Genomic DNA, 19,454 nt, shown 5'->3' with positions numbered 1-19,454 from the left:
CCCTCTGCTATTACGCATCTTTATCGGCATAGTCAGTATTGCCATTGGCTTCAACGGCTGTTGAAAATTGTGAGCCACATTCTGGTGTAGTTCTCGGGACTTCCTTTTGATCTCATCACGACATGCAACCATCCTGCGTTTTCCGGAATTTTTTGCAAAGCCATGTAATTTCCAGCCATGACCCGAATTTGCAAGTCGCCGCCTGAGGTCGGATAAGTGCCATCGGGCTGGGCCACTACGCCATTGCTTTTTGTATTGCTATATACGTTGCTCAAACTGGCGCATCCCCCGACATAGCCTAGCGAGGCGATTCTCGATGCATCGATATATTCGGCATAGGCGGAGGATTCATTGTTGTCATACGACTTGCATCTATTTAAGCCGCTGACAAACAATGGACGGCTTCCGCTAACCGTGGACAGATCCAGCCAGTACTCGTAGTCGCCGTCGGGCGCCTGTTGCTTGTAACTCCAGGTCCGCACAGGATCGCCTTGGCCGGTTGGAATAATCTCGCTCTCGGCAAATTTGCGCCAGATGCCCGACTGGCACGAGATCGCCATGCCGGTGGAATCAGCCGCGATCAAACCGTTTTTATCACAACGCGTGCCCGCAGTGATTTGCGCTTGAATCAACACATCGTTGACCGTCAATCGCTGCGGAACATTCAGGTTGCCGTTCTGGTCAACGGCCAGTGGGGACCAGGCATTGTCAGCAGTCCAGGTAAAGGCGACATTTTTCCCCGTGACCATACGCACGTCTCCTGTCACGTTGGCGCTGCCCGGGCCGCCAGGCGGCAGCGACTCGTAATCGGATACAGGTTCTTTCCAGGAGCCGCCGCCGTAACGCCAAACCCCGGCCTGACAACTCAGCACCGCTCCGATGTTGTTGACCGCAATCCGGCCATAGGTAGTGGCATCGGCGGCCGTGCACAAGCGGTCCGATGTATTTTCCCGGGCAACCTTGGGCAATTGCAACGGCGTTGTCATTGCATTCAGTTCCGGATGCCCGGGCACCGCGCCGCGATAGACAAAATCGGTCGTTGGCTGTCCGAGACCGTCGTAGAACAATGCCGTTGCCAAATGGCCGGCACCGGTCGTGGCGTTTTTATCGCATTTGGCGCTCATAAAATTATTCAGCGCAGGCGTGCCTGTTTCCTGCAATGCCCATGATCCAAAGGCGCCTTTTGCCTGCAGTGGCGCGCCACTGTCGAAATAGCCCCCGCCCTGCCCCGCATTGCCGGCGATGTAAGCGATATCTTTGGCGAGGATGGAATCGCCGCCTTCAGTGACCACCAACGCGTCCAGATGACCTTCCGGCGTTTTCAGCACCAGCACGCAAGGAGTCTGGCCATAAGCGTTGGTCAGATTGAAATTTCTTGACAAATGACCGGTGTTTTTCAACGCCTCGACGTTGACCGCCACAGCTGACGTCTCGCTGGCGCGGCTGACCAGATCGGCATAATTCTCGACGATATATTTGCCGGTAGCCGCTGCAACCTGGGCTTGGTATAGCGCGGTCTGCTGTGCCTTGGTGTCGTCCAGCGAGCGGTCGATCATGACGCTCAGGCCAAGTATCATCATCGCCCCGATGGCCAGTGCCGCCATCAATTCCAATAAGGTAAAGCCATGCTGTAGTCGGTTCATGCTTGTCATGCTCAGTGATGGTCAATGACGTCTGGCGAGCCAGACCGGACTGCCGTTCGGAATCCTGACCGGCAACTTGATGTTGGTGTCGCCGAACAACGGCGAGCGGAGCGTATTTGTCGACGCATCCGCCTCGCCGACCAATATCGAGTTATGCGACAATCGCATCAGATCTGCCGTGATGCTGACCGGCGGCAGTTGCGCCGTATAAATCGTGATGCCGCCGTCGACCTCGACTTGGTTGCGCCACAACGGATACGGCCTGTACCACGATGGCAGGCTCAACATCTCGTTCGGCACCGGACCTGCGGTAAATGAAGGCGTCTTCTGCAGGAAGGCGATCACGGCGCCCCGGTAGAGGCCCATGTTGTCTGCCAGGTCCGCACTTTTATGTGCAGCCAATACCGGAGGGCCGCGCACTTCGTCGCTTAGCGCCAGACAGCCTGCAATAGCGATCAGCGCCGCCATGATCCATGTCATCCACATCGCACTCTCCGAATCGCCGGCAGATCGCTGGCTGCTGCATGCCGTGCCATCGCTTTACAACGCAGTCCAGACGATTTTATTGCCGGCAGTTGATGTGCAAGCGTCAGTCGCAGCTTTCGGCGTTATCGGGAATGCCGTGTTTTCCGCGCCATCGTTGACGGCAACACTGACCCAGCCATTGCTTCCGCTTATCATGTTGATGCAGACATCCTGCGGTACAGCAGTGTAAGAGATCGTGAAATTGGCGTTAACGCCGGTCACGGTTACCGCACCGTTCCAGGTATTGGTGACCCCTCCCGCCTCGGTAACTGCCAGCGTAGTGGGAAATACCTTAGCCGTAATCAATTGCGGATTCAACGATCCTGTCGAATAGGCTGCCGACTGTCCCATATACAGCTTCTTGACACCGGTACGTATCGACACCACCTCTTCCGATGCCCGATTGGTTTGCGCGCTGCTGAATGCACCCATCAACAGCGATACCGCGCCCAGAATCACAATCGCGGCAATACCCAGGTAAGCAATCCCTTCCAGTAGCGAAGCGCCGCGCTGGCGATTGATGATGCTAGATTTGCCTGATTGCATAAAGCGTGAATTTTTCATAACGATCTCCGATGTAAAAATATGAATTTCAGGTAAAAAATGAAGCCGATAAACCTAATATCTAATACCCAATACCTAATACCTAATGCACCGCTCTAGCCATCGCAGCGATTTCTTGCTGAATTCCGAAAAATCCGGTGACCAGCCAGCCGATCACCACCGCCAGCGACACGATGGCAATACCGTTGAGAACTTTCATCTGGCTTTCGATGATTTCAACGCCGTCCGCCATCCACTCATCGGCCAGGATCTTCAGCGCATCGCCGAAGCCTTTGTATTCGGCGTAGACGCACAGATCGTCGATCACTTCTTTCGAGGGAAAGCCATAGCCGGCGTTCTTCAATGCTTCGCCGCAGTTCAAGCCAGACTTGACGCCAAGCAGAGCGCCGTTGAGGCGCTCGCGCAGCCACGGCGGTGCGGCCTCGGCCAGCCGGATCAGTGATTTTTCAACCGTAATGCCGGCCAGTTGCAGCGCCGAGAACGCCATCAGGAAGCTGCTGCCTGCCATTAGCCGATAGATCGAATAGGGGGCAAAACGATCCATGAATACCCGCACGTCGCCGCGCCAGCGCGGCATCGACAGCGCCAGTCCGATCCCGGCTGCGAACAGGACCAGTACCAGGTAGGGCATCCAGGATTGCACTGCTAACGACATCAGATACAACGATCTGGCCGAGCCATGCCAGGTGGCGGGATCGACCATGCGCGCGAACTGTGGGATCACACGGGTGCCAAACACATAGATGTAGACGATGATCAGTACGAAAATCGCTATCGGGTAGGCGACGCCGCCGACGATGACGCTCTTGATTTTTTTCCCGGATTGAACCACGTCGACCAGCGCCACCAGCGTCCCTTCCAGCCGTCCGCCCTGCTCGCCGGCCAGGATAATCATTTGTTCTGTGTACGGAACCCAACGGCCCAATCCTTCGGCCAGCATGCGGCCGTTTTGCACCATGCGGCGACAATCGTCGAGCACGATGGCGAGCGGTTCGTTCGGATTCTTGCCGTTGTTGGAAGCGCGGTCCTGCAACTCTTCCAGGATTTTCAGCAGCGGCAAGCCGTTCGCCAGCATTTTTGCGATTTTGCGGTAAAGACGCAGCCGTACAGTGCTACCGAACTGTAATTTCGCCCAGCGGCGGTTAAGTTCAAGCTGCATCTTCCGCTCCGGCCAAGGCCAATTGAGGCTCGAGCGTCAAATGACCGACTATTTTCTCGGCCATGCGCGGATCGACCATACCACTCGCCACTTTTTCGATCGCATGCTGCAGCAAGGTCTTGCCGCCCAGTTCGCGCAGCCAGTATGCATGCGCTCTGAGCTTGTCTCCAGCGCGCACATAATCATAGAAACGCGGATCTGGCAGGATCACTTCGGCCACCACGGTGCGGCCGATAGTGCCGTGTTTTTTACAATGCACGCAGCCAGGCCCAGCCAGGCAGACTTCGTTGAACGCCTCGCCGACGGTGCGCTTGACTCTTTCCAGCAGGATGGCCGGGACCTCATGCTGATGTTCGGCCAGTTTCCTTTTGCAATGCGGACACAGGACTTTGACCAAGCGCTGGCTAATCAGTCCGGTGACCAGGCTGTGATCGGCCACCATGCTGAGCGGCAGCCCGAGGTCCAGCAAGCGATCGACGATCGCCATGGCGCTATTGGCATGCACCGTGGTCCAGACCTGATGGCCGGTCATCGCCGCACGCAGGCTGTTTTGTGCGGATGCTTTATCACGCACTTCACCGATCATGATGGTGTCAGGGTCAAGCCGCATGGCGTTGGCGATGGCAGCGGAAAACAGGCGCGAACGCTCTTCCTCGGTATTGGCGTTGGTGACCGAGGTCTGAACCGCGCCGGCGATCGGATATTCGATTGGATCTTCGATCGTCAGGACGTGGATCTTGCCTTCGGATTCGCGGATTTCGCCCGCTAGCACGTGCTGCAGCGTGGTTGATTTTCCAGAACCGGTGGGGCCGCTGATGATATTCATGCCGATTGGCTGCTCCTTTAGCACCTGGATCTGCGCCGCATGCGCCGGAGTGTAGCCAAGCAGCTGGACGTCGTTGTTGTCGCCGGCGTCGTTGTATAACAAGCGCAATACCATGACGCTGCCATCGCTGGTCGGAGCGGTGGCTATACGTACGCCGTACAAGGTGCTGGGTAATTTGTCGCGGTCGCCGATGCTGGCGTCCTGCCGTTCGGTCGGCTTGTAAGCGTTGTCCGATACGGTGGTCATGGCACCGTATAGCGTCGCCAGCAGGCGTTCGCCGTATTCGCGGGTCTGGCCGCCGACTTTGACCAGATCGTTGTGAATCCGGAAATAGAATTCGGTGCTCTGTTCACGCAACCGGATATGAATATCGGAGGCGCGCTCCTGGCAAGCCTTGCTCAGCAAGCCCTTGGCCGTGACCTGCATCATCGTGTGTTCCTGGAGCCGGATTCTGCGCTCGGACATATCGACCTGATTGGCTTCGTTGACGGTCTCCAGCGAAGTCAATACGACCTGGAACGGGTGCTTCATGCGCTCCAGCCGGGCCCGATACGACAGCACGTGTGAATTAAGGACATGCTCGGCGGCGATCAGCAGGCGATTGTCGGATAGCAGGCACAGGAATTTCTGTTCTTCCACACCGCCTGCATAGATACCACTTTTGCTCAGTATCTTGATACTTGAGAAGTCGATGTAGTCCGTCGCCGATTGTGGCTGGTCCGGCGCGTGGCCGGCGGCTTGCAGCAAGACCTGGGCGCCGCGCACGCGGGGCCCAGGCACCGCCGGCAGGTTGACGTTCAGCGTGTTCATTGCGCTGCCCCTTTGGACGGCAGTGCCGGTTGCAGCGGCGGCAGCGCGACAGTGGCGCCCGGATAGCTGGGATAAATCGTGTTGCCGCCATTACCAGCCGCCAGCGGTGCAAACAAGGCCAGCCGGATCTGGCGCTTGTCCCGTTGACCGGATTGGACAATCACTTCATTCTGGCGTATCGAGAGCACCTTCATGCCGTTGGGCAGCGTCGATCCCGACCTGACATCGACCGTGCTGCCGTTGTCCAGCGCCAGAGTGGCATATAGCGTATTGCCGATTCCTTCGATGGCGCGAATCACCGGGTCGCCAGGTCCGGCGTTGCGGCCGACTTTATCGCTCTCGCTTTGCCTGGAAGCGATTTCCGCTTCCCGTGCGGCGATCTGGGCCTTGACCTGGATCTGGCGCTCCTGCGCTTTCAGGATCAATGTTTCCGCCTCGATCCGGGTCAGGTTGTCGGCGGTGGAGTCCGCCCTTGCATTGCCAGCGGCCGCCAGGCAAGAGAGGAAAATCAGTTTCAAGCTGTTATTTCGCATACATAACTCCTTCGAATGTCCATGCGCCGCCGCGATACGAGAGCTTGTCAAGCCGAATTCCGGGCTGCGCGAGGATGGCGGCAATCTCGGCCGGCGGCACGCCGCCTGCATTGACCGCCAGTGAATAGGTTTGCCAATCGGGTAACGGGACTTTTTGGTCTTCCGCGCCGGGCAATGGTTTGGGCACCGGCACCAGGGCCACCTTGAGCGCTAGGCCGAGCAACTGGAATCTGGTTTGCAAGGGTCGCAACAACTGCTCGGTCGCCAGCAAGGTTTCATTGCCGCCGGACGGCATGCTCAGCGGCGCGTTGAAACTGGCCTTGTCGCCGCTGGCGTCCAGCGTGGCGGCAGGCACCTGCGCCAGCAGATAGCCGGTGGTCGAGCCGGCACGCGACCAACTGGTACGGCTTCGGCCGGCCTCGCATACATATTCCTCAAGCAGCCAGCCGCCGGGCGACATGGTGTCCAGTTTCGCGACACAGGCCCGCGCAAATGCTTTAGGCAGCGGCTTGCCGGGCCACGGATGGGGCGCCTGGCTGGGGCCGGCCTGGCCCAGCATCTGCTGGCGCACCGCTTCCAATGCACGCTCCCGCTCTCGCTCTTGCGCTTTATGCTGATAGACTCTCCAGCCGGCAACAGCGACCGTCGTCATCAACACCGCCAGCGCACCGGCCAAAGCCAGCTGCTTGCGTGAAATCTGGCGCTGCAGCGGCCGCAACGCTGCCCATTTACCGACCTTTATCTGACCGTCTTTCTTGCGCGGCAGCAGTTCTTCAATCCCCTTTGGGGTGAAGTTGTGAAAGCCGCATTCGGCCAGTTCAGGATCGCCGATCACACGGTGCCATCCCCCCAAAGCGTAGTCACCGAACAGGCGCTCCAGCACTTCTGCCTTGGTCCCCGCAAAATCGCCATTCGGTAAAAAATTCGAGTCGCGTATCGCGCAGTAAGCCCACTTGCCATCAGGTAGTTTGAAGGCAGCCAGCCAGTTGCTCAGCGATTGCTGGCTATCGTCGCCATCACCGGCTTCGCGCGCAATCGCCTTGGCTATCAGCGCTGCCAACGACAACATGCCGCGCCGTGCGCCCTCCCCTGTATTGGCGTAGCCGGCCTGGACGGTTGCTTGTTCCCGACGCACCAACAGCAGGTCGGAGTCGATCTTCTTGCCGAGTTCGGCCGCCTCTCGCCATAATTCGCGCGGCCGCGACAGCGATTGCCAAAACAAGCCGCAAATGAATTTGCGCTTGTCGATCTGAGTGATAAGAATGGGCATGTCTGCGGCTCCGGTCAGGCGCCGTCCATCATGATCGGCGTCACCAGGATCACGATCACTTCTTTGTTAGCCTGGGCATTGAAGCCGCCGCCGAACAGGTAGTTGTTGGCCTTCCCCACGCCCTGGCGGTCGAGATTGTCGTCGGTCTGTTCGAAGCCGCTGATGATCAGGGTCTGGTTCGACTTCATCGAAACCCGCTGCAAGAAATTGCGGGTGTCGACTTCCGGCGTCTGGATCAGGTTGCCGCCGTCCCCGCTTTTGACTTCCCCGATCCTGCGCAACGCAGAGATGTCCACGGAAAATTGCAGCATCACCGTGCCATTGTTAAGGACGTGTGGCAGGATCGTCATGTTGAAGCCGGATGTCACCACTCCAGGATTCAAGGACGAGGTCGCGCCGACATTGGACGCCAGCGTAGTGGTCGATGACTTCAGGTAAGAGGTCTGTTTGGCGACTTGCAGCGGTACCGGCTGGTTGTTCAGCGTCACCACCGATGCGCTGGTCTCGCGCCTTACCCGTCCTTGGCTGGAGAGCGCGTCGATCACCAGTTTGCTGCCGGCCAGCTTGCTGCCGGAGGTATTCAGGATGCCGGCGGAAAACTCGGTGCTGCTGTTGGTGACGGCAGTGGAAAGTACGTTCTTGATGCCAAAATTCCGGAACAGGTCGCCGTACACCAGCGACCAGTTGATGCCGTAGTTATCGCCATCGTTGACAGTCACCGCCAGGACGGTGACATTGAGCATCACCTGCTGTGACAAGGATTTATTTTCGCCTTCGATAAAACTGGCGATGCGCTCCAGCGTGTCTGGCGTATCGACCACCGTGATGGTGCCGGTCGCCGGCGAGGACACCACTTTGCCGGACGCCGACAGCATCGCCGTCACCGATTTCTCGATACTGGGGTAGACCGCAAGCTGCGACTTCACTGCCGTGGTTTGGGTATTATTCGAATTGCTGGTGCCGTTGCCAGAGCCACCACCACCGCCGCCACTGTCGCCGGTGACGGAACCGCTGTTGACGGATGCCGATACCGCCGAGTCCCCAGGAATCGCCTTGATCTGGAAGGTGCGTATATCGGTGTAGAAAAACTGTATCGTGCCGCCACTATATTTCCAGAATATGCCGTAGCGGGTTGTAACGCTGTCCAGGAAATTTTTGAAATTCCCGCTATAGACAATATGCATCCCTTGGTGTTGCTGGTTGCTTCCGCCCACGTTGCCGCCGCTGGTGAACACGCCCGGCGGCGGCATGCCGTCAACCACGACAGTCGGATTGGCTGCGCCCGCAGTGCCGCTTGCCTGCAGCCTGCCGGTCGCTGCCAGCAGCGCATCCGGCATCACTTTGACCGGAATTCCAGAACGCAGGGAGATCCGCTCAGCCAGTTCGGCCAATGAATAGACAGTACGGTCGAACACGGTTGGTTCATAGAATATCGGCGGCAGCAAGCTACGATCCAGCTTGACGGCAGTGTTGCCAAGCCAGATACCTGCGTCATGCGTCACCGATGGCTGGTTACCGGCGACCGGTGACGCATGCCCTACTTGTTTTGCCAGACGGCCTGCACGCGCACCGGCGTCAATGCTGCCGCTGTCCAGTTTCTCGGTTAATCCGCTGCAGCCGCACATCAGCGCTGCGGCTGCCAGCATCGCACATAATTTAATCTGCATCATTCCCGTCCTTTGACAACGATTCGAAGAACCTTGTTGCCATCGTAAAAAATCGCATTCATCGGTACTTCCGCTTGTTCCATGCTGCGGCTGACCGCTGCAATCGCATCTTCAAAGGTGCCGCTGATGGAGGCATGCGCGTCGATCGAATAATCGACCGGCAGCTCCCATACCATTTGCCAGCCTGCGCTGCGCGACCAGCGCGCCAGCGCGGCATTGAGCGTGCGGTCGGAGGCCAGCATTTCCCATTTTTGAGTCGCTTGGGATGACAGCTGCGGCGCATCGGCAGCCACCGAAGGAACCGAGGCCGGCGTAATATTTTTTCCCGTCACGACAGTCACGGTCGCCGCAATGTCGGCACTGCGCTGCTGCGCATTGCTGAGGTTCGGCGCAGACGATACCAGCGGCATTCCGGTCAGCCGATGATGCACGGAATCGGGACGATCGATCTCGGCGACCGAGACAATCGAGGCAATCGAGACCGCTGAAGCAGATGCAACAGATGCGGCAACGCCATCATCAATCCCTCCGATCGACGCCTGAACTGACGTCAGCGCACAGTTAGACAAAGCGCAGGCTACTATTTGCAATAGCAACCGGCGCGCTCGCAGCCGCGCCACTTTCGTTTCCATAACGTTTCCTCATTAGCTGGCGTCTCGCGCCTGGTTTCGTGCCGCAACGCTTCTACAAACTGCCGCACGATCTGGACCTACGCGTCGATTTTCGAGAACCGGCATGCCCTCACTCCGCGCAACAGCGCTCGCCATACAGCGCAAGCCGGTTCCAACTTGAATTAATCCCTGCGTTTTCAACCCTGCGTAAAGTAACCCAGATTAATTTTTACAAATATCAACTTTACTCAAAACACGATGAGGAATTGAATGGCATATTTTTGAGTTCCCATAGACAAAACCTCTCTCTGCGGCGTTGAGAATCATTGAGAATTCATTCGCCGGGAATGCGGAGAAATTTATTTATGGAATCTCTGATTAAGTAAACGCCAATGCGCTCTGAAACGTTAAGCGGCGTATCTGAACCAAAAGCCGATTAAATCGATGAAACAAAGCACACTTGCTAACGGCAGTTTTGACAAATACGCAAAGACAACTCGTCGTGCGGTGTTTTTGTCGGAGATGAATAGCGTCGTGCCGTGGGCGGCGCCGAGCGAATTGGTTGCTCCCCATTATCCGAAGGCCGGCAATGGCCGGCCGCCGGTGGGCGTGGAAAGAATGCTGCGGATTTATTTTTTGCAGCAATGGTTCAATTTGTCCGACCCCGCAGCGGAGGAGGCGTTGTACGAATCGATTTCGATGCGCAACTTTGTTGGCATTGATCTGGGGCATGAACCGGTCCCGGATGAGACGACGATGTGTAAATTTCGGCATCTGCTTGAGCGCCATGACATGGGCAAACGGATTTTTGAGAAGGTTGGCCGCCATCTGCAATCAAGAGGAATGAAAGTCTCTGGCGGTACGATAATCGATGCCACGATTATCGCAGCGCCACCATCGACCAAGAATGGCAGCGGTGAACGCGACCCGGAGATGCGTCAGACCAAGAAGGGCAACCAGTGACACTTTGGCATGAAGGGGCATATCGGCGTTGACAGCAAGACCAAGCTGATTCATTCGGTTGTTGCTACGCCTGCCAATGTTCATGGCAGCCAGGTCTTGCCTGATCTGCTGCATGGGCAGGAAACGCGTTATTGGGGTGATTCCGCCTACATCGGACAACAGCAGGCGGCGCTCAGCAAAGCACCCAAAGCCAAGGATTTTACCAATCGTCGCGGCACCCGTAGCCATGCATTGACGGAGGAAGAGCGTATGACGAATCGCCGCAAATCGCGCGTTCGCGCCAAGGTTGAGCACGCGTTTTGCATCATCAAACGCGTCTTCGGATTTGCCAAGGTGCGCTATCGCGGCATAGCGAAGAACGCAAACCGCTTGTTTGTGACGTGTGCCTTGGCCAATTTGTTCATGGTGCGCAGGTGTTTGATACGACTTCAGGAGGCGTAGTCCGTGCGCTGTGCGAGAAATCGCACAGCAAACGGAAAATCAGGCCGGTTGTGCCTCGATTTAACGCGAAATTCGCTTCCCTGAAATCGCATTTGTTTGTAGCGGTAAATTTTATTATTCAAATTCAGAACGACTGATACTTATTCAGACGTTCCTTAAGTATATATTTAAACGATATTTAATTAGCACGATGCTACTATTAATTTTAAATTGCGCGCCGATTTAGGGCTCTCTCGATTTTTTTATCGGTCTTATACTGGCTCAAAGCAAGCAGCGACCAGATGCCAGCGGGAATCCAGCCGATCAACGTCAATTGCAAAAGCAGGCAAATAATCCCTGCGATCGGCCGCTCCATCAAGAAAAACGTTAGCCAGGGAAAAATGATAGAAATCAACAGGCGCATAAAATCCGTTTTCCTTCCCTATTTCTCCGCTACGCGAGGCCCGGCATGAGTAAATTCCCGTTTCTAAAATACGCTGTCTTCGAGTGAACTAAAGACAACCCCAATTACTATGTCACTTGGATGGCCGTTTGTGGCACGACAAATGGTTCCACGAACCCAATTTCACTGGCTGTACGTTTACTGCTGCTGCGGCAGAATTCCACGGCGCGGATAATGCCATCTTACGTATAGTCATCAAGCAGAAAAAATATCTGACGAACCAAATTAGTGAAGTACTGACGCCACTGATTGGTCATATAAGCTTTGTGCATTTGACCTTATTGAGATTACCCGTACACATTGTGGGGATCTTGTTCACACGGGCGGGATCGGAAGGAACCTATTTTCGAAGCTATCAGCCGATCACCGATGAGATTGAACAGTTGAAGTCTCGACCAAGCCTCGACGGTTTGTGCGCACTAGTTGGGTTGGTTTTCGAAGCAGCATCAATCCGCGACATGGTGCGCCTTAGGTTTGCAAAGAAGGCGCTGCGCGAGTCTGTAGGAATTATTGGTGAGATCATCGAGTGTCAGAGATTCAACTACCTCCTTATGCAAATGATCGATCGAAATTGCCTGCGGACAAGCAATCCAAAGTACTTCTTGCGATTGCATCATGGATTCGGCCTTCCGATGTCTTGGCGCGCTGGAGCTGGCGCATCTCTATTGGAAGAGATTGAGGTTGAACGCACTTAGTTCGATGAACTCGCCTGGAATGAATTTTTTTGATCTTGAGTAGTCATGTTTAGTCCTTTGCGTAATGCAAGGTCCCGCAAAAGCCTTGGGGAAGCGAATTCAGCTTCGCTTCACCCGTAAAACCCGCTCATGCTGATCTGTGTAAACAACCCCATCCTTGCCGCCAAGCTTTACACTAATTTTCAGACGAGTTCCTATCTTGTCAAAGTCGTGCTTGTACGAATCCCCACCATTACAACGTCCTTGGGCGAAAAAAACCTCCCAATCCTTTACAGAATTGAGAGGCATCGATTCAACACTTTCCCCTTAGAAATCAATAGATTAAGGAAGAGAAAAATTGAATCTACTTTACAAAAATTTCCTTGTCCGATTCAGAAAGGAATATCGTCATCCATATCCGAGAAATTCGGCGCCGGGCGCGACGCCGGTGCCGGACGGGAGGCTTGAGCAGCAGGTGCGCTGGTGTTCTGGCGAGCCGGCGGCGCGCTGCTGTAGCCGCCGTCGTCCATGGAGGCGCTACCGCCCTGGCCTTGACGGCTGCCCAGCATTTGCATGGTGTCGGCGATGATTTCGGTGGTGTAACGCTCGGCGCCATCCTTGTCTTGCCATTTGCGTGTCTGCAGACGGCCTTCGATGTAGATCTGCGAACCCTTTTTCAGGTATTGTCCGGCGATCTCTGCCAATTTGCGGTAGAACGTGATGCGGTGCCATTCGGTTAATTCTTTTTTCTCGCCGCTGTTCTTGTCTTTCCAGCTTTCCGTCGTGGCAACGGCAATGTTGGTGACTGCTTCACCGTTTGGCATATAGCGCGTTTCCGGATCGCGGCCGAGATTGCCGACGATGATGACTTTATTGACCGATGCCATGTTTCTCTCCTAATACGAGTATCTTGATAAATGCGTTGAATTTTGCTTTAAACCAATGCGTTGAATTTACGCTGCCGCCGTGGCGGCCGCCTTGCTGCGGCGTGGCAAATTTTTCATGCTGGATGCGATTATAAGCCAGCACAGGGTCGCAACCGATCCTAAAATGAAAACCGACGGTGCCCCGGCATGCTGTTTAAGCAATCCACCTAGGGCTCCGCCACAGAACAAACCCAGCGCTTGCATGGTGTTATACACACCCAGCGCAGCGCCTTTGGCGGCTGGCGGCGCTATGCGTGATACCAGCGACGGCTGGCTGGCCTCTAGCACGTTGAAGGCAATGAAAAATCCCAACAACAGTACAACCAGCCACTCCCAACGAATAGTTTCCATTGAGAATGTCAGCAACAAGCCAAGTTGCACCATAAACAACAGCGCCACCGCGGCCACCATGACTTGCTTCATCTTGCCCTGTTTTTCGCCGACAAACACTGGCGGCAGCATCATTACAAACGACGCCAGGACGACCGGCAGGTATATTTTCCAGTGCGAGGTAATAGGCAGGCCGGCGTATTTGACCAGCGCCGCCGGCATCACCACAAACATGGCCATTTGTGTCATGTGCAGAGCAAACACGCCGTAGTTGAGCCGCATCAATTCGCTGTTGCGCAAGATTTCCGACCACGCCACTCGCCGGGCCTTGACCAGCGGGACGCTTGGCACCAGCCAGATTACTACGCCGATGGCGGCCAGCGACAGTATCCCGGTCATGGCGAAGATGCCGCCCATGCCGATCCATTCATAGAGCAGCGGCGAAATGATGAGCGACAAGGCAAAAGTCAGGCCGATCGAGCCACCAACCAGAGCCATGGCCTTGGTGCGATGTTCTTCCCGGGTTGAATCGGCGATGAAAGCGGTGACTGCGGCCGAGATCGCACCTGCGCCCTGGATCGCGCGACCGGCGATCACCCAGTAGATATTCCCTGCACCGGCGGCGATGAACGAACCCAGCGCAAACAGGATCAGACCGACCACGATGATCTTCTTGCGACCATATTTATCGGAAGCGACGCCGAACGGGATTTGCCCGAACGATTGCGCCAGGCCGTAGATCCCCATCGCAAGTCCAACCAGGGCAGCGCTATCGCCCCCCGGCAAAGTTTTTGCGTGCACGGAGAAGACCGGCAAGATCAGGAACAGGCCAAGCATGCGCAGCGCAAATATCGAGGCCAGCGAAGCGCTCGCCTTGACTTCGGCACGGCTCATGCCGCTGGTTGCCTCGCTATCGGGAGGGGAGGACGGATTATTCATATTGAGCATCGCCAGGAGCGGCGTGAAAGCACTGCAAGGAGCAAGATCCAAACCCAATATAGTAGCAGGGAATGACATGCCCACAACCTGCAAGGCAGCGAACGACTAGGTAAAAGCCGTTTCGCATGGATCTGGAATGGCTGATTTTTTTGAGAGCCGTTGTTGTTTCAGCATGGCCGGCGTCGCAAAAAAATGACGCTGTTCTCCAGCTTCCTGGCCGCGCTAACAATTGCTTACAATTAATAGACCGTTCTGTTCAAATATTCCCCAAAAGCATGACCCCTTTTCACATCTCGATTGGCATACCCAGTAAGACTTCACAAAAAGTCGCGATGGCGTTGTTAATCCTTGAGAGGGAATTACATGACTTTGACTAAGCGCACTCCCCTGTTCCTGTCCTCGATGCAAGTTCGCCACACCACCGCCCCGCCCACCTTCCGGCACAGGCAGAGCCAGCGCTGCCGCCATCCCTATTAGCGGACTGATCTCCGCTAATCGCCGCATCACGGTATGCGATGCGGAACCCAGCGCCAAGACAACCTGCATGGTTACAAGCCATGCGGGCCGCGGCGTCCTTTATCGGCTCCACTTAAGAGGAATAAGCAAATGAAATCGGAAACATCAGCGAAAACAGCAGCAGGCAGTTTTGCGGTTCCCCGGGCTTCGGTCTTGTCATTGGCGCTGTCCCTGGCGCTTGCATCCTTGTCGGTACATGCGGCGACTAACGATACCTGGGTCGCGACCAAGACCAAGGCATTCCTGCCGCAAGTACAAGCGAAACAAAAAAGCGCAGCAGTTGACGCCAGCGTGCAAACATCTGCGGAAGCTGCCGTGCAAATGGCGCAAGGCGAACCAGTCCACGTCACGCTGAGCCTGAACCTGCGCAATGAAGCCAAGCTGGATAAATTTCTGCGGGAGTTGCGTACGCCTGGCAGCCGGGTCCACAACAAATTCCTGACGCCCGCACAATTCAAGGCGGAATATGCCCCTACTGAAAAAGATGTGGTGACTGTAGTTGCCCATCTGCGCAAAGCCGGTTTCGTCAATATCAAGGTCGCGCCGAATCGCCAGCTGGTGACAGCTGACGGTACTGCAGCTACCGTCCAGGCTGGTTTCCATACCGCGCTGAAACGCTTCGAACAAGATGGCCGCAAGGTGTTTGCCAATACGGACGCCGCACAAGTGCCGGCAGCGCTCGGCCACATCGTCGGCTCAGTGCTGGGCTTGCAAAACGTAGCGCTCGCCCATACCAACCACGTCATGCTGCCGGCCGCCAAAGCCAACGCATCGCTGTTCGCCAAAGCACGCACCAACGCGACGCCGATCGCCACTTCACATAGCCCTGCGGAATTCCCCGGCATCTACAACGCCGGTTCCACGCCAACCGCTGCCAATACCACCGTCGCCGTCATCTCGGAAGGCGACCTGACGCAGACGATTGCCGACCTTAATACCTTCACCGCAAACAATAATTTCGCCACCGTCAATACCAACGTGGTGCAAACCGGTCCCGACGGCAGCGACTATAGCGATACCTCTGGCATGGTCGAGTGGAATCTGGATAGCCAGACCATCACCGGCACCAGCGGCGGCGCGGTACAACAATTGATATTCTACGCATCGCCAGACATGCAGTTCAGCAGCATCACCGCGTCTTATAACCAGGCCGTATCCGACAATCTGGCAAAGGTCATCAACGTCTCCCTGGGCGGCTGCGAATCGGATACCAATAGCGACGGCACCCAGGCCGCCGACGACAATGTATTCAAGCAAGCGGTGGCGCAAGGCCAGACTTTCTCAGTCTCGACCGGCGATGCCGGCGCCTACAACTGCCAGACCAGTTCGATTTCCGGCCAGCCTGGCGTGCCGACAAACAAGGCGGCCTATGACGTCAGCGAACCGGCTGCATCACCCTATGTGATCGCGGTCGGCGGCACCACTCTGTACACAACGTCAGGCTCGTACAGCAGCGAAACCGTCTGGAATGAAGGCTTGCGCGCCATCGGCCAGTACGATGCCGCCGGCGACGTCGACAATACCAAACGCATCTGGGCCACCGGCGGCGGTTACAGCAAGTTCGAGGCAGCGCCAAGCTATCAATCCGGCGTAACGGCAACGGGCGCCACTACCCGCGGCTTGCCGGACATCGCATTCGACGCCGCCAGCGCCAGCGGCGCCAATCTGGTCATCAACGGCAGCACCACCAACCAGAACGGCAACCTGTACACAGTCGGCGGCACCAGCCTCGCTGCACCGATATTCACCGGCGTCTGGGCCCGCATGCAGTCGGCCAACAACAACGGCCTGGGCTTCCCTGCCGCCAGCTTCTACAAGTACTTCCCGCAGTCAGCCAACGCATCGCTGCTGCATGACGTGACTTCCGGCACCAACGGCTACAGCAGCTCTTACGGCTACAAGGCTGGCAAGGGCTGGGATGCGGTTACCGGCTTCGGCAGCCTGAACATCAGCAACCTGAACAGCTTCATCGCCAATACGTCTGACTTTGCGCGTTAATCGTCAGCCGTTCTAGTTAGCCTGCTTCACATCGCCGCCACGGCTTCGCTCTCTCCGTGGCGGCGACAATGAGTTTTGACGCCTTCAACACAAAGCTAAACCCGGTATCTTCGCACACCCCGGAACCGTCTTAAAACACCTGCTCTGAACAACATCAAGCCACCCAGCTCCTCCCAGAGATTCCAAAAGTGGCGCAACTGGAGAAGATCTCAAAAAAAACGTATTTCAGCCCAAGAATGAGATATGTGATTATATTTCTCGTCGCCGCTTAATCTCTGCTTTAAACTCCGCCAAAAATGGCGGAATTACTAGCTGGACCGGTTATAAAAAGCCATTGCACCATTGTCAAATGTTTATGATCAATCGACGCCGTCTGCGTAGCGCAATATTTCTGGATTTTCATTTGTACGACTGTCAATTTAATTAGGACCGTGTAGTAGGAGACGAAATGCTTTTGATAAGAAATTTTATTGGTTCGGTAGGCAACAGGGTTTTTATCATTGTGGCAGGAGGAGCCTTGATTGGCGGCATTACAACGCACATGCTTTCCGCCTACGCCCATTACAATTCACAATTGAAATCGCGTGAGAACAAGATCGCTGAACGAGTGGACATGATCGTTTCTCCCATAGTAGATGCATCGCCGAGCGCCTACGAGGATGAACAAAAGCTGAGTAAATATTGGGGTATAGAATCGACGCAAGTCGATGATACGGGAAATGCTTCCAATGACTATCCGTCGCTGGCGACAGCGATAAAGAATAAGCTGGGAGACAATCGGACTGTCATCGTCAGCAAGCAAATCGGCTGCCTGCCGGTAAAAAAGCCGCACAGTCTTGACTCGCTTTTTCGCGACGATAAATGCCAGGCAGTATTTGTCCGCTTACAAAATGGGAAATATCAGAAAATAAAATTCCGAACAGATGCGCATAACTTGAATTGGCAACTCATTTACTATCGCTCCCCATATTTCGGCCTCTTCCTTTTTCTGTTGGCGGGCCTCGCATATATAGTGGCGAGGATCACCGTCCGGCCAATACAGAATCTTGCCCGCGCTGCCGGTGAACTTGGACATGACATTGATCACGCTCCTTTAGCGGAAACAGGGCCAATCGAAGTAAGACAGGCCGCAATGGCATTCAATGCCATGCAGGCCCGCATCAAGCGGCAAATTCAGCATCGGACACACATGCTCGCTGCGATTACCCACGATTTGCAAACACCGCTGACCAGATTACGCTTGCGCCTTGAAAAAATCAGCGATGTCGAATTGCACCGCAAATTCGCACAAGACCTGGCAATGATGCAGACCATGGTACGTGAAGGCCTGGATTTGGCTCGCAGCATGGATTCGACGGAAGCAATGCAGAAACTGGACATCGATTCGCTGCTCGACAGCATATGCGCCGATGCGACGGATGCCCGGCAAGACGTAACGCTGGCAGGCCGCACCGGCGCCTCCATCAAAGCGCAGCCAAACACATTGAGGCGTTGCATCAACAATGTACTGGATAACGCAGTCAAGTACGGACACCATGCACGCGTGCATGCAATGCGCGAAGGTAACGACATAGTCATCAAAATTCGTGATGGCGGCCAGGGAATTCCAGCCGATCAGCTTGAGACCGTATTCGACGCATTTTCACGACTGGAGACCTCTCGCTCGCGCGAGACGGGAGGCACCGGCCTGGGACTCACCATTGCGCGAAATATCGCTGAAAATCATGACGGGACGCTGCAATTGATGAATCATCCGGATGGCGGGCTGGAAGCGATTTTACGGTTGCCGGCACTGCGTTGAAATTTGAAATGAAGCCTCCGCTCCCTACGCTTCAGGGCGTAAAATGACGCAGATGACCGGTTCAGGTTAGTCCGTCGAAGCACATTCTGAGAATCTTGTGATTGAATTTAACGATCCTTAACAGATCGCAATGTGTATATGGGCGATTATTGGCAACGTCAATCGTTGCCAAGTATCTGCTGCACGGATGCAATGTAATTAATTGCAATCGCTGTAGAACTCTGGATTCGTCGAATGTATAGTCCCAGCCATCAAAAACATATGAGAGAAAATATGAAACGTATCTTCTGCGCAGCCGCTCTTGTCGTCGCCGGCGCTTCTGCTTTTATGCCAACCCTTGCGATGGCGCAAATCGGCGTCAACATCACCATCGGCACGCCACCTCCACCACCACGATATGAGCTCGTGCCGCCGCCGCGAGTTGGTTATGTATGGGCGCCCGGATACTGGAACTGGGACGGCCGTCGCCATGTCTGGGCAGGCGGACATTGGGAACGCGCACGCAGCGGTTATATGTATGACCGCCCTGAATGGCGTCAAGGCAGCAATGGATGGGAATTGCGTCGTGGCGGATGGCATCGGGGCGACGACCATGGCCGATATGAAGATCGTCGGGACGATCGTCACGGCGATGACCGTCGCGGTGATGACCGGCATGATGACCAACCTCGCTATCATTGCCCTCCGGGACAGGCAAAAAAAGGAAATTGCTGAGACTTAAATCAGTACAAATGGTGACTAATCCTATGCGGTGCATGGGGTTTGTGGAAGGACGCGGGTTCGATTCCCGCCGCCTCCACCATTACAAACCAGCCA

At 55.6% G+C, this 19,454-nt stretch carries 16 protein-coding genes and 2 pseudogenes; 6 read left to right on the top strand and 12 right to left on the bottom strand.

Features of this window, described 5'->3' with window-relative positions; translation table 11 throughout:
• Window positions 1-50: 50 nt before the first annotated feature.
• The 9 genes from pilV to LT85_RS27055 all read right to left on the bottom strand — a co-directional run bounded on the left by pilV (window position 51) and on the right by LT85_RS27055 (window position 9,629).
• Window positions 51-1,643, bottom strand: a complete 1,593-nt coding sequence (gene pilV, locus LT85_RS25175; RefSeq protein WP_172656934.1) for a shufflon system plasmid conjugative transfer pilus tip adhesin PilV — start codon at window positions 1,641-1,643, stop codon at window positions 51-53.
• 21 nt (window positions 1,644-1,664) lie between these two features.
• Entirely contained in the window at window positions 1,665-2,129 is a 465-nt protein-coding gene (gene pilM / locus LT85_RS25170; protein WP_052134572.1) for a type IV pilus biogenesis protein PilM, read from the bottom strand.
• 54 nt (window positions 2,130-2,183) lie between these two features.
• A complete protein-coding gene (locus LT85_RS02420; protein ID WP_052134570.1) occupies window positions 2,184-2,732 on the bottom strand; it encodes a type 4 pilus major pilin in 549 nt (182 codons plus the stop codon).
• Window positions 2,733-2,814: 82 nt separating this feature from the next.
• Window positions 2,815-3,891 (bottom strand): type II secretion system F family protein, encoded by a 1,077-nt coding sequence (locus LT85_RS02415; protein ID WP_038484816.1) that lies wholly within the window; start codon window positions 3,889-3,891, stop codon window positions 2,815-2,817.
• Window positions 3,881-5,527, bottom strand: a complete 1,647-nt coding sequence (locus LT85_RS02410; RefSeq protein WP_081991950.1) for a GspE/PulE family protein — start codon at window positions 5,525-5,527, stop codon at window positions 3,881-3,883. The genes LT85_RS02415 and LT85_RS02410 overlap by 11 nt, the downstream gene beginning before the upstream one ends.
• Window positions 5,524-6,060, bottom strand: coding sequence for a type IV pilus biogenesis protein PilP (gene pilP, locus LT85_RS02405; protein WP_038484814.1), 537 nt, complete (start codon window positions 6,058-6,060; stop codon window positions 5,524-5,526). Before pilP ends, LT85_RS02410 begins: the two co-directional genes overlap by 4 nt.
• Window positions 6,050-7,330, bottom strand: a complete 1,281-nt coding sequence (pilO2, locus tag LT85_RS02400) for a type 4b pilus protein PilO2 (protein ID WP_038484811.1) — start codon at window positions 7,328-7,330, stop codon at window positions 6,050-6,052. The genes pilP and pilO2 overlap by 11 nt, the downstream gene beginning before the upstream one ends.
• 14 nt (window positions 7,331-7,344) lie before the next feature.
• Window positions 7,345-9,000, bottom strand: a complete 1,656-nt coding sequence (locus tag LT85_RS02395) for a PilN family type IVB pilus formation outer membrane protein (RefSeq protein ID WP_253273649.1) — start codon at window positions 8,998-9,000, stop codon at window positions 7,345-7,347.
• Complete coding sequence (locus LT85_RS27055; RefSeq protein WP_052134568.1) at window positions 8,997-9,629, bottom strand: toxin co-regulated pilus biosynthesis Q family protein; 633 nt, start codon at window positions 9,627-9,629, stop codon at window positions 8,997-8,999. Before LT85_RS27055 ends, LT85_RS02395 begins: the two co-directional genes overlap by 4 nt.
• 423 nt (window positions 9,630-10,052) lie before the next feature.
• Between LT85_RS27055 and LT85_RS02385 the strand changes: the two are divergent.
• Window positions 10,053-11,012: pseudogene (locus tag LT85_RS02385) on the top strand (IS5 family transposase).
• A 205-nt stretch (window positions 11,013-11,217) separates the two neighbouring features.
• Here the strand turns inward: LT85_RS02385 and LT85_RS02380 are convergent.
• Entirely contained in the window at window positions 11,218-11,415 is a 198-nt protein-coding gene (locus LT85_RS02380) for a YqaE/Pmp3 family membrane protein (RefSeq protein WP_038484808.1), read from the bottom strand.
• 128 nt (window positions 11,416-11,543) lie between these two features.
• Between LT85_RS02380 and LT85_RS02375 the strand changes: the two genes are divergently transcribed.
• Complete coding sequence (locus tag LT85_RS02375; RefSeq protein ID WP_038484805.1) at window positions 11,544-12,149, top strand: hypothetical protein; 606 nt, start codon at window positions 11,544-11,546, stop codon at window positions 12,147-12,149.
• A 371-nt stretch (window positions 12,150-12,520) separates the two neighbouring features.
• On the opposite strand, the gene ssb is transcribed toward LT85_RS02375, so the two are convergent.
• Window positions 12,521-13,015 (bottom strand): single-stranded DNA-binding protein, encoded by a 495-nt coding sequence (gene ssb / locus LT85_RS02370; RefSeq protein ID WP_038484803.1) that lies wholly within the window; start codon window positions 13,013-13,015, stop codon window positions 12,521-12,523.
• Between the two features lie 66 nt (window positions 13,016-13,081).
• Window positions 13,082-14,401, bottom strand: a complete 1,320-nt coding sequence (locus tag LT85_RS02365; RefSeq protein ID WP_081991947.1) for an MFS transporter — start codon at window positions 14,399-14,401, stop codon at window positions 13,082-13,084.
• Window positions 14,402-14,929: 528 nt separating this feature from the next.
• On the opposite strand from LT85_RS02365, the gene LT85_RS02355 reads away from it, so the two are divergent.
• From LT85_RS02355 to LT85_RS27050, 4 genes and pseudogenes are all read left to right on the top strand, one after another.
• Window positions 14,930-16,837, top strand: a complete 1,908-nt coding sequence (locus tag LT85_RS02355; protein ID WP_052134566.1) for a S53 family peptidase — start codon at window positions 14,930-14,932, stop codon at window positions 16,835-16,837.
• A 448-nt stretch (window positions 16,838-17,285) separates the two neighbouring features.
• Window positions 17,286-18,638, top strand: coding sequence for an ATP-binding protein (locus LT85_RS02350; RefSeq protein WP_038484794.1), 1,353 nt, complete (start codon window positions 17,286-17,288; stop codon window positions 18,636-18,638).
• A 234-nt stretch (window positions 18,639-18,872) separates the two neighbouring features.
• Window positions 18,873-19,121, top strand: a pseudogene (locus tag LT85_RS27455) (YXWGXW repeat-containing protein); the annotation flags it as partial.
• A 34-nt stretch (window positions 19,122-19,155) separates the two neighbouring features.
• Window positions 19,156-19,359, top strand: a complete 204-nt coding sequence (locus tag LT85_RS27050; RefSeq protein WP_253273648.1) for a hypothetical protein — start codon at window positions 19,156-19,158, stop codon at window positions 19,357-19,359.
• The last annotated feature ends 95 nt before the right edge of the window (window positions 19,360-19,454 follow it).

This window comes from Collimonas arenae (assembly GCF_000786695.1).
Classification (GTDB): Bacteria; Pseudomonadota; Gammaproteobacteria; order Burkholderiales; family Burkholderiaceae_D; genus Collimonas; species Collimonas arenae_A.
This window is presented reverse-complemented; position numbering and strand designations above follow the sequence as displayed.

Excerpts from the sequence above, each read along its gene's own strand:
- pilV (WP_172656934.1), bottom strand. The coding sequence starts at position 1,643 with ATGAACCGACTACAGCATGGCTTTACCTTATTGGAATTGATGGCGGCA.
- pilM (WP_052134572.1), bottom strand. The coding sequence starts at position 2,129 with ATGTGGATGACATGGATCATGGCGGCGCTGATCGCTATTGCAGGCTGT.
- LT85_RS02420 (WP_052134570.1), bottom strand. The coding sequence starts at position 2,732 with ATGAAAAATTCACGCTTTATGCAATCAGGCAAATCTAGCATCATCAAT.
- LT85_RS02415 (WP_038484816.1), bottom strand. The coding sequence starts at position 3,891 with ATGCAGCTTGAACTTAACCGCCGCTGGGCGAAATTACAGTTCGGTAGC.
- LT85_RS02410 (WP_081991950.1), bottom strand. The coding sequence starts at position 5,527 with ATGAACACGCTGAACGTCAACCTGCCGGCGGTGCCTGGGCCCCGCGTG.
- pilP (WP_038484814.1), bottom strand. The coding sequence starts at position 6,060 with ATGCGAAATAACAGCTTGAAACTGATTTTCCTCTCTTGCCTGGCGGCC.
- pilO2 (WP_038484811.1), bottom strand. The coding sequence starts at position 7,330 with ATGCCCATTCTTATCACTCAGATCGACAAGCGCAAATTCATTTGCGGC.
- LT85_RS02395 (WP_253273649.1), bottom strand. The coding sequence starts at position 9,000 with ATGATGCAGATTAAATTATGTGCGATGCTGGCAGCCGCAGCGCTGATG.
- LT85_RS27055 (WP_052134568.1), bottom strand. The coding sequence starts at position 9,629 with ATGGAAACGAAAGTGGCGCGGCTGCGAGCGCGCCGGTTGCTATTGCAA.
- LT85_RS02380 (WP_038484808.1), bottom strand. The coding sequence starts at position 11,415 with ATGCGCCTGTTGATTTCTATCATTTTTCCCTGGCTAACGTTTTTCTTG.
- ssb (WP_038484803.1), bottom strand. The coding sequence starts at position 13,015 with ATGGCATCGGTCAATAAAGTCATCATCGTCGGCAATCTCGGCCGCGAT.
- LT85_RS02365 (WP_081991947.1), bottom strand. The coding sequence starts at position 14,401 with ATGTCATTCCCTGCTACTATATTGGGTTTGGATCTTGCTCCTTGCAGT.
- LT85_RS02355 (WP_052134566.1), top strand. The coding sequence starts at position 14,930 with ATGAAATCGGAAACATCAGCGAAAACAGCAGCAGGCAGTTTTGCGGTT.
- LT85_RS02350 (WP_038484794.1), top strand. The coding sequence starts at position 17,286 with ATGCTTTTGATAAGAAATTTTATTGGTTCGGTAGGCAACAGGGTTTTT.
- LT85_RS27050 (WP_253273648.1), top strand. The coding sequence starts at position 19,156 with ATGACCGCCCTGAATGGCGTCAAGGCAGCAATGGATGGGAATTGCGTC.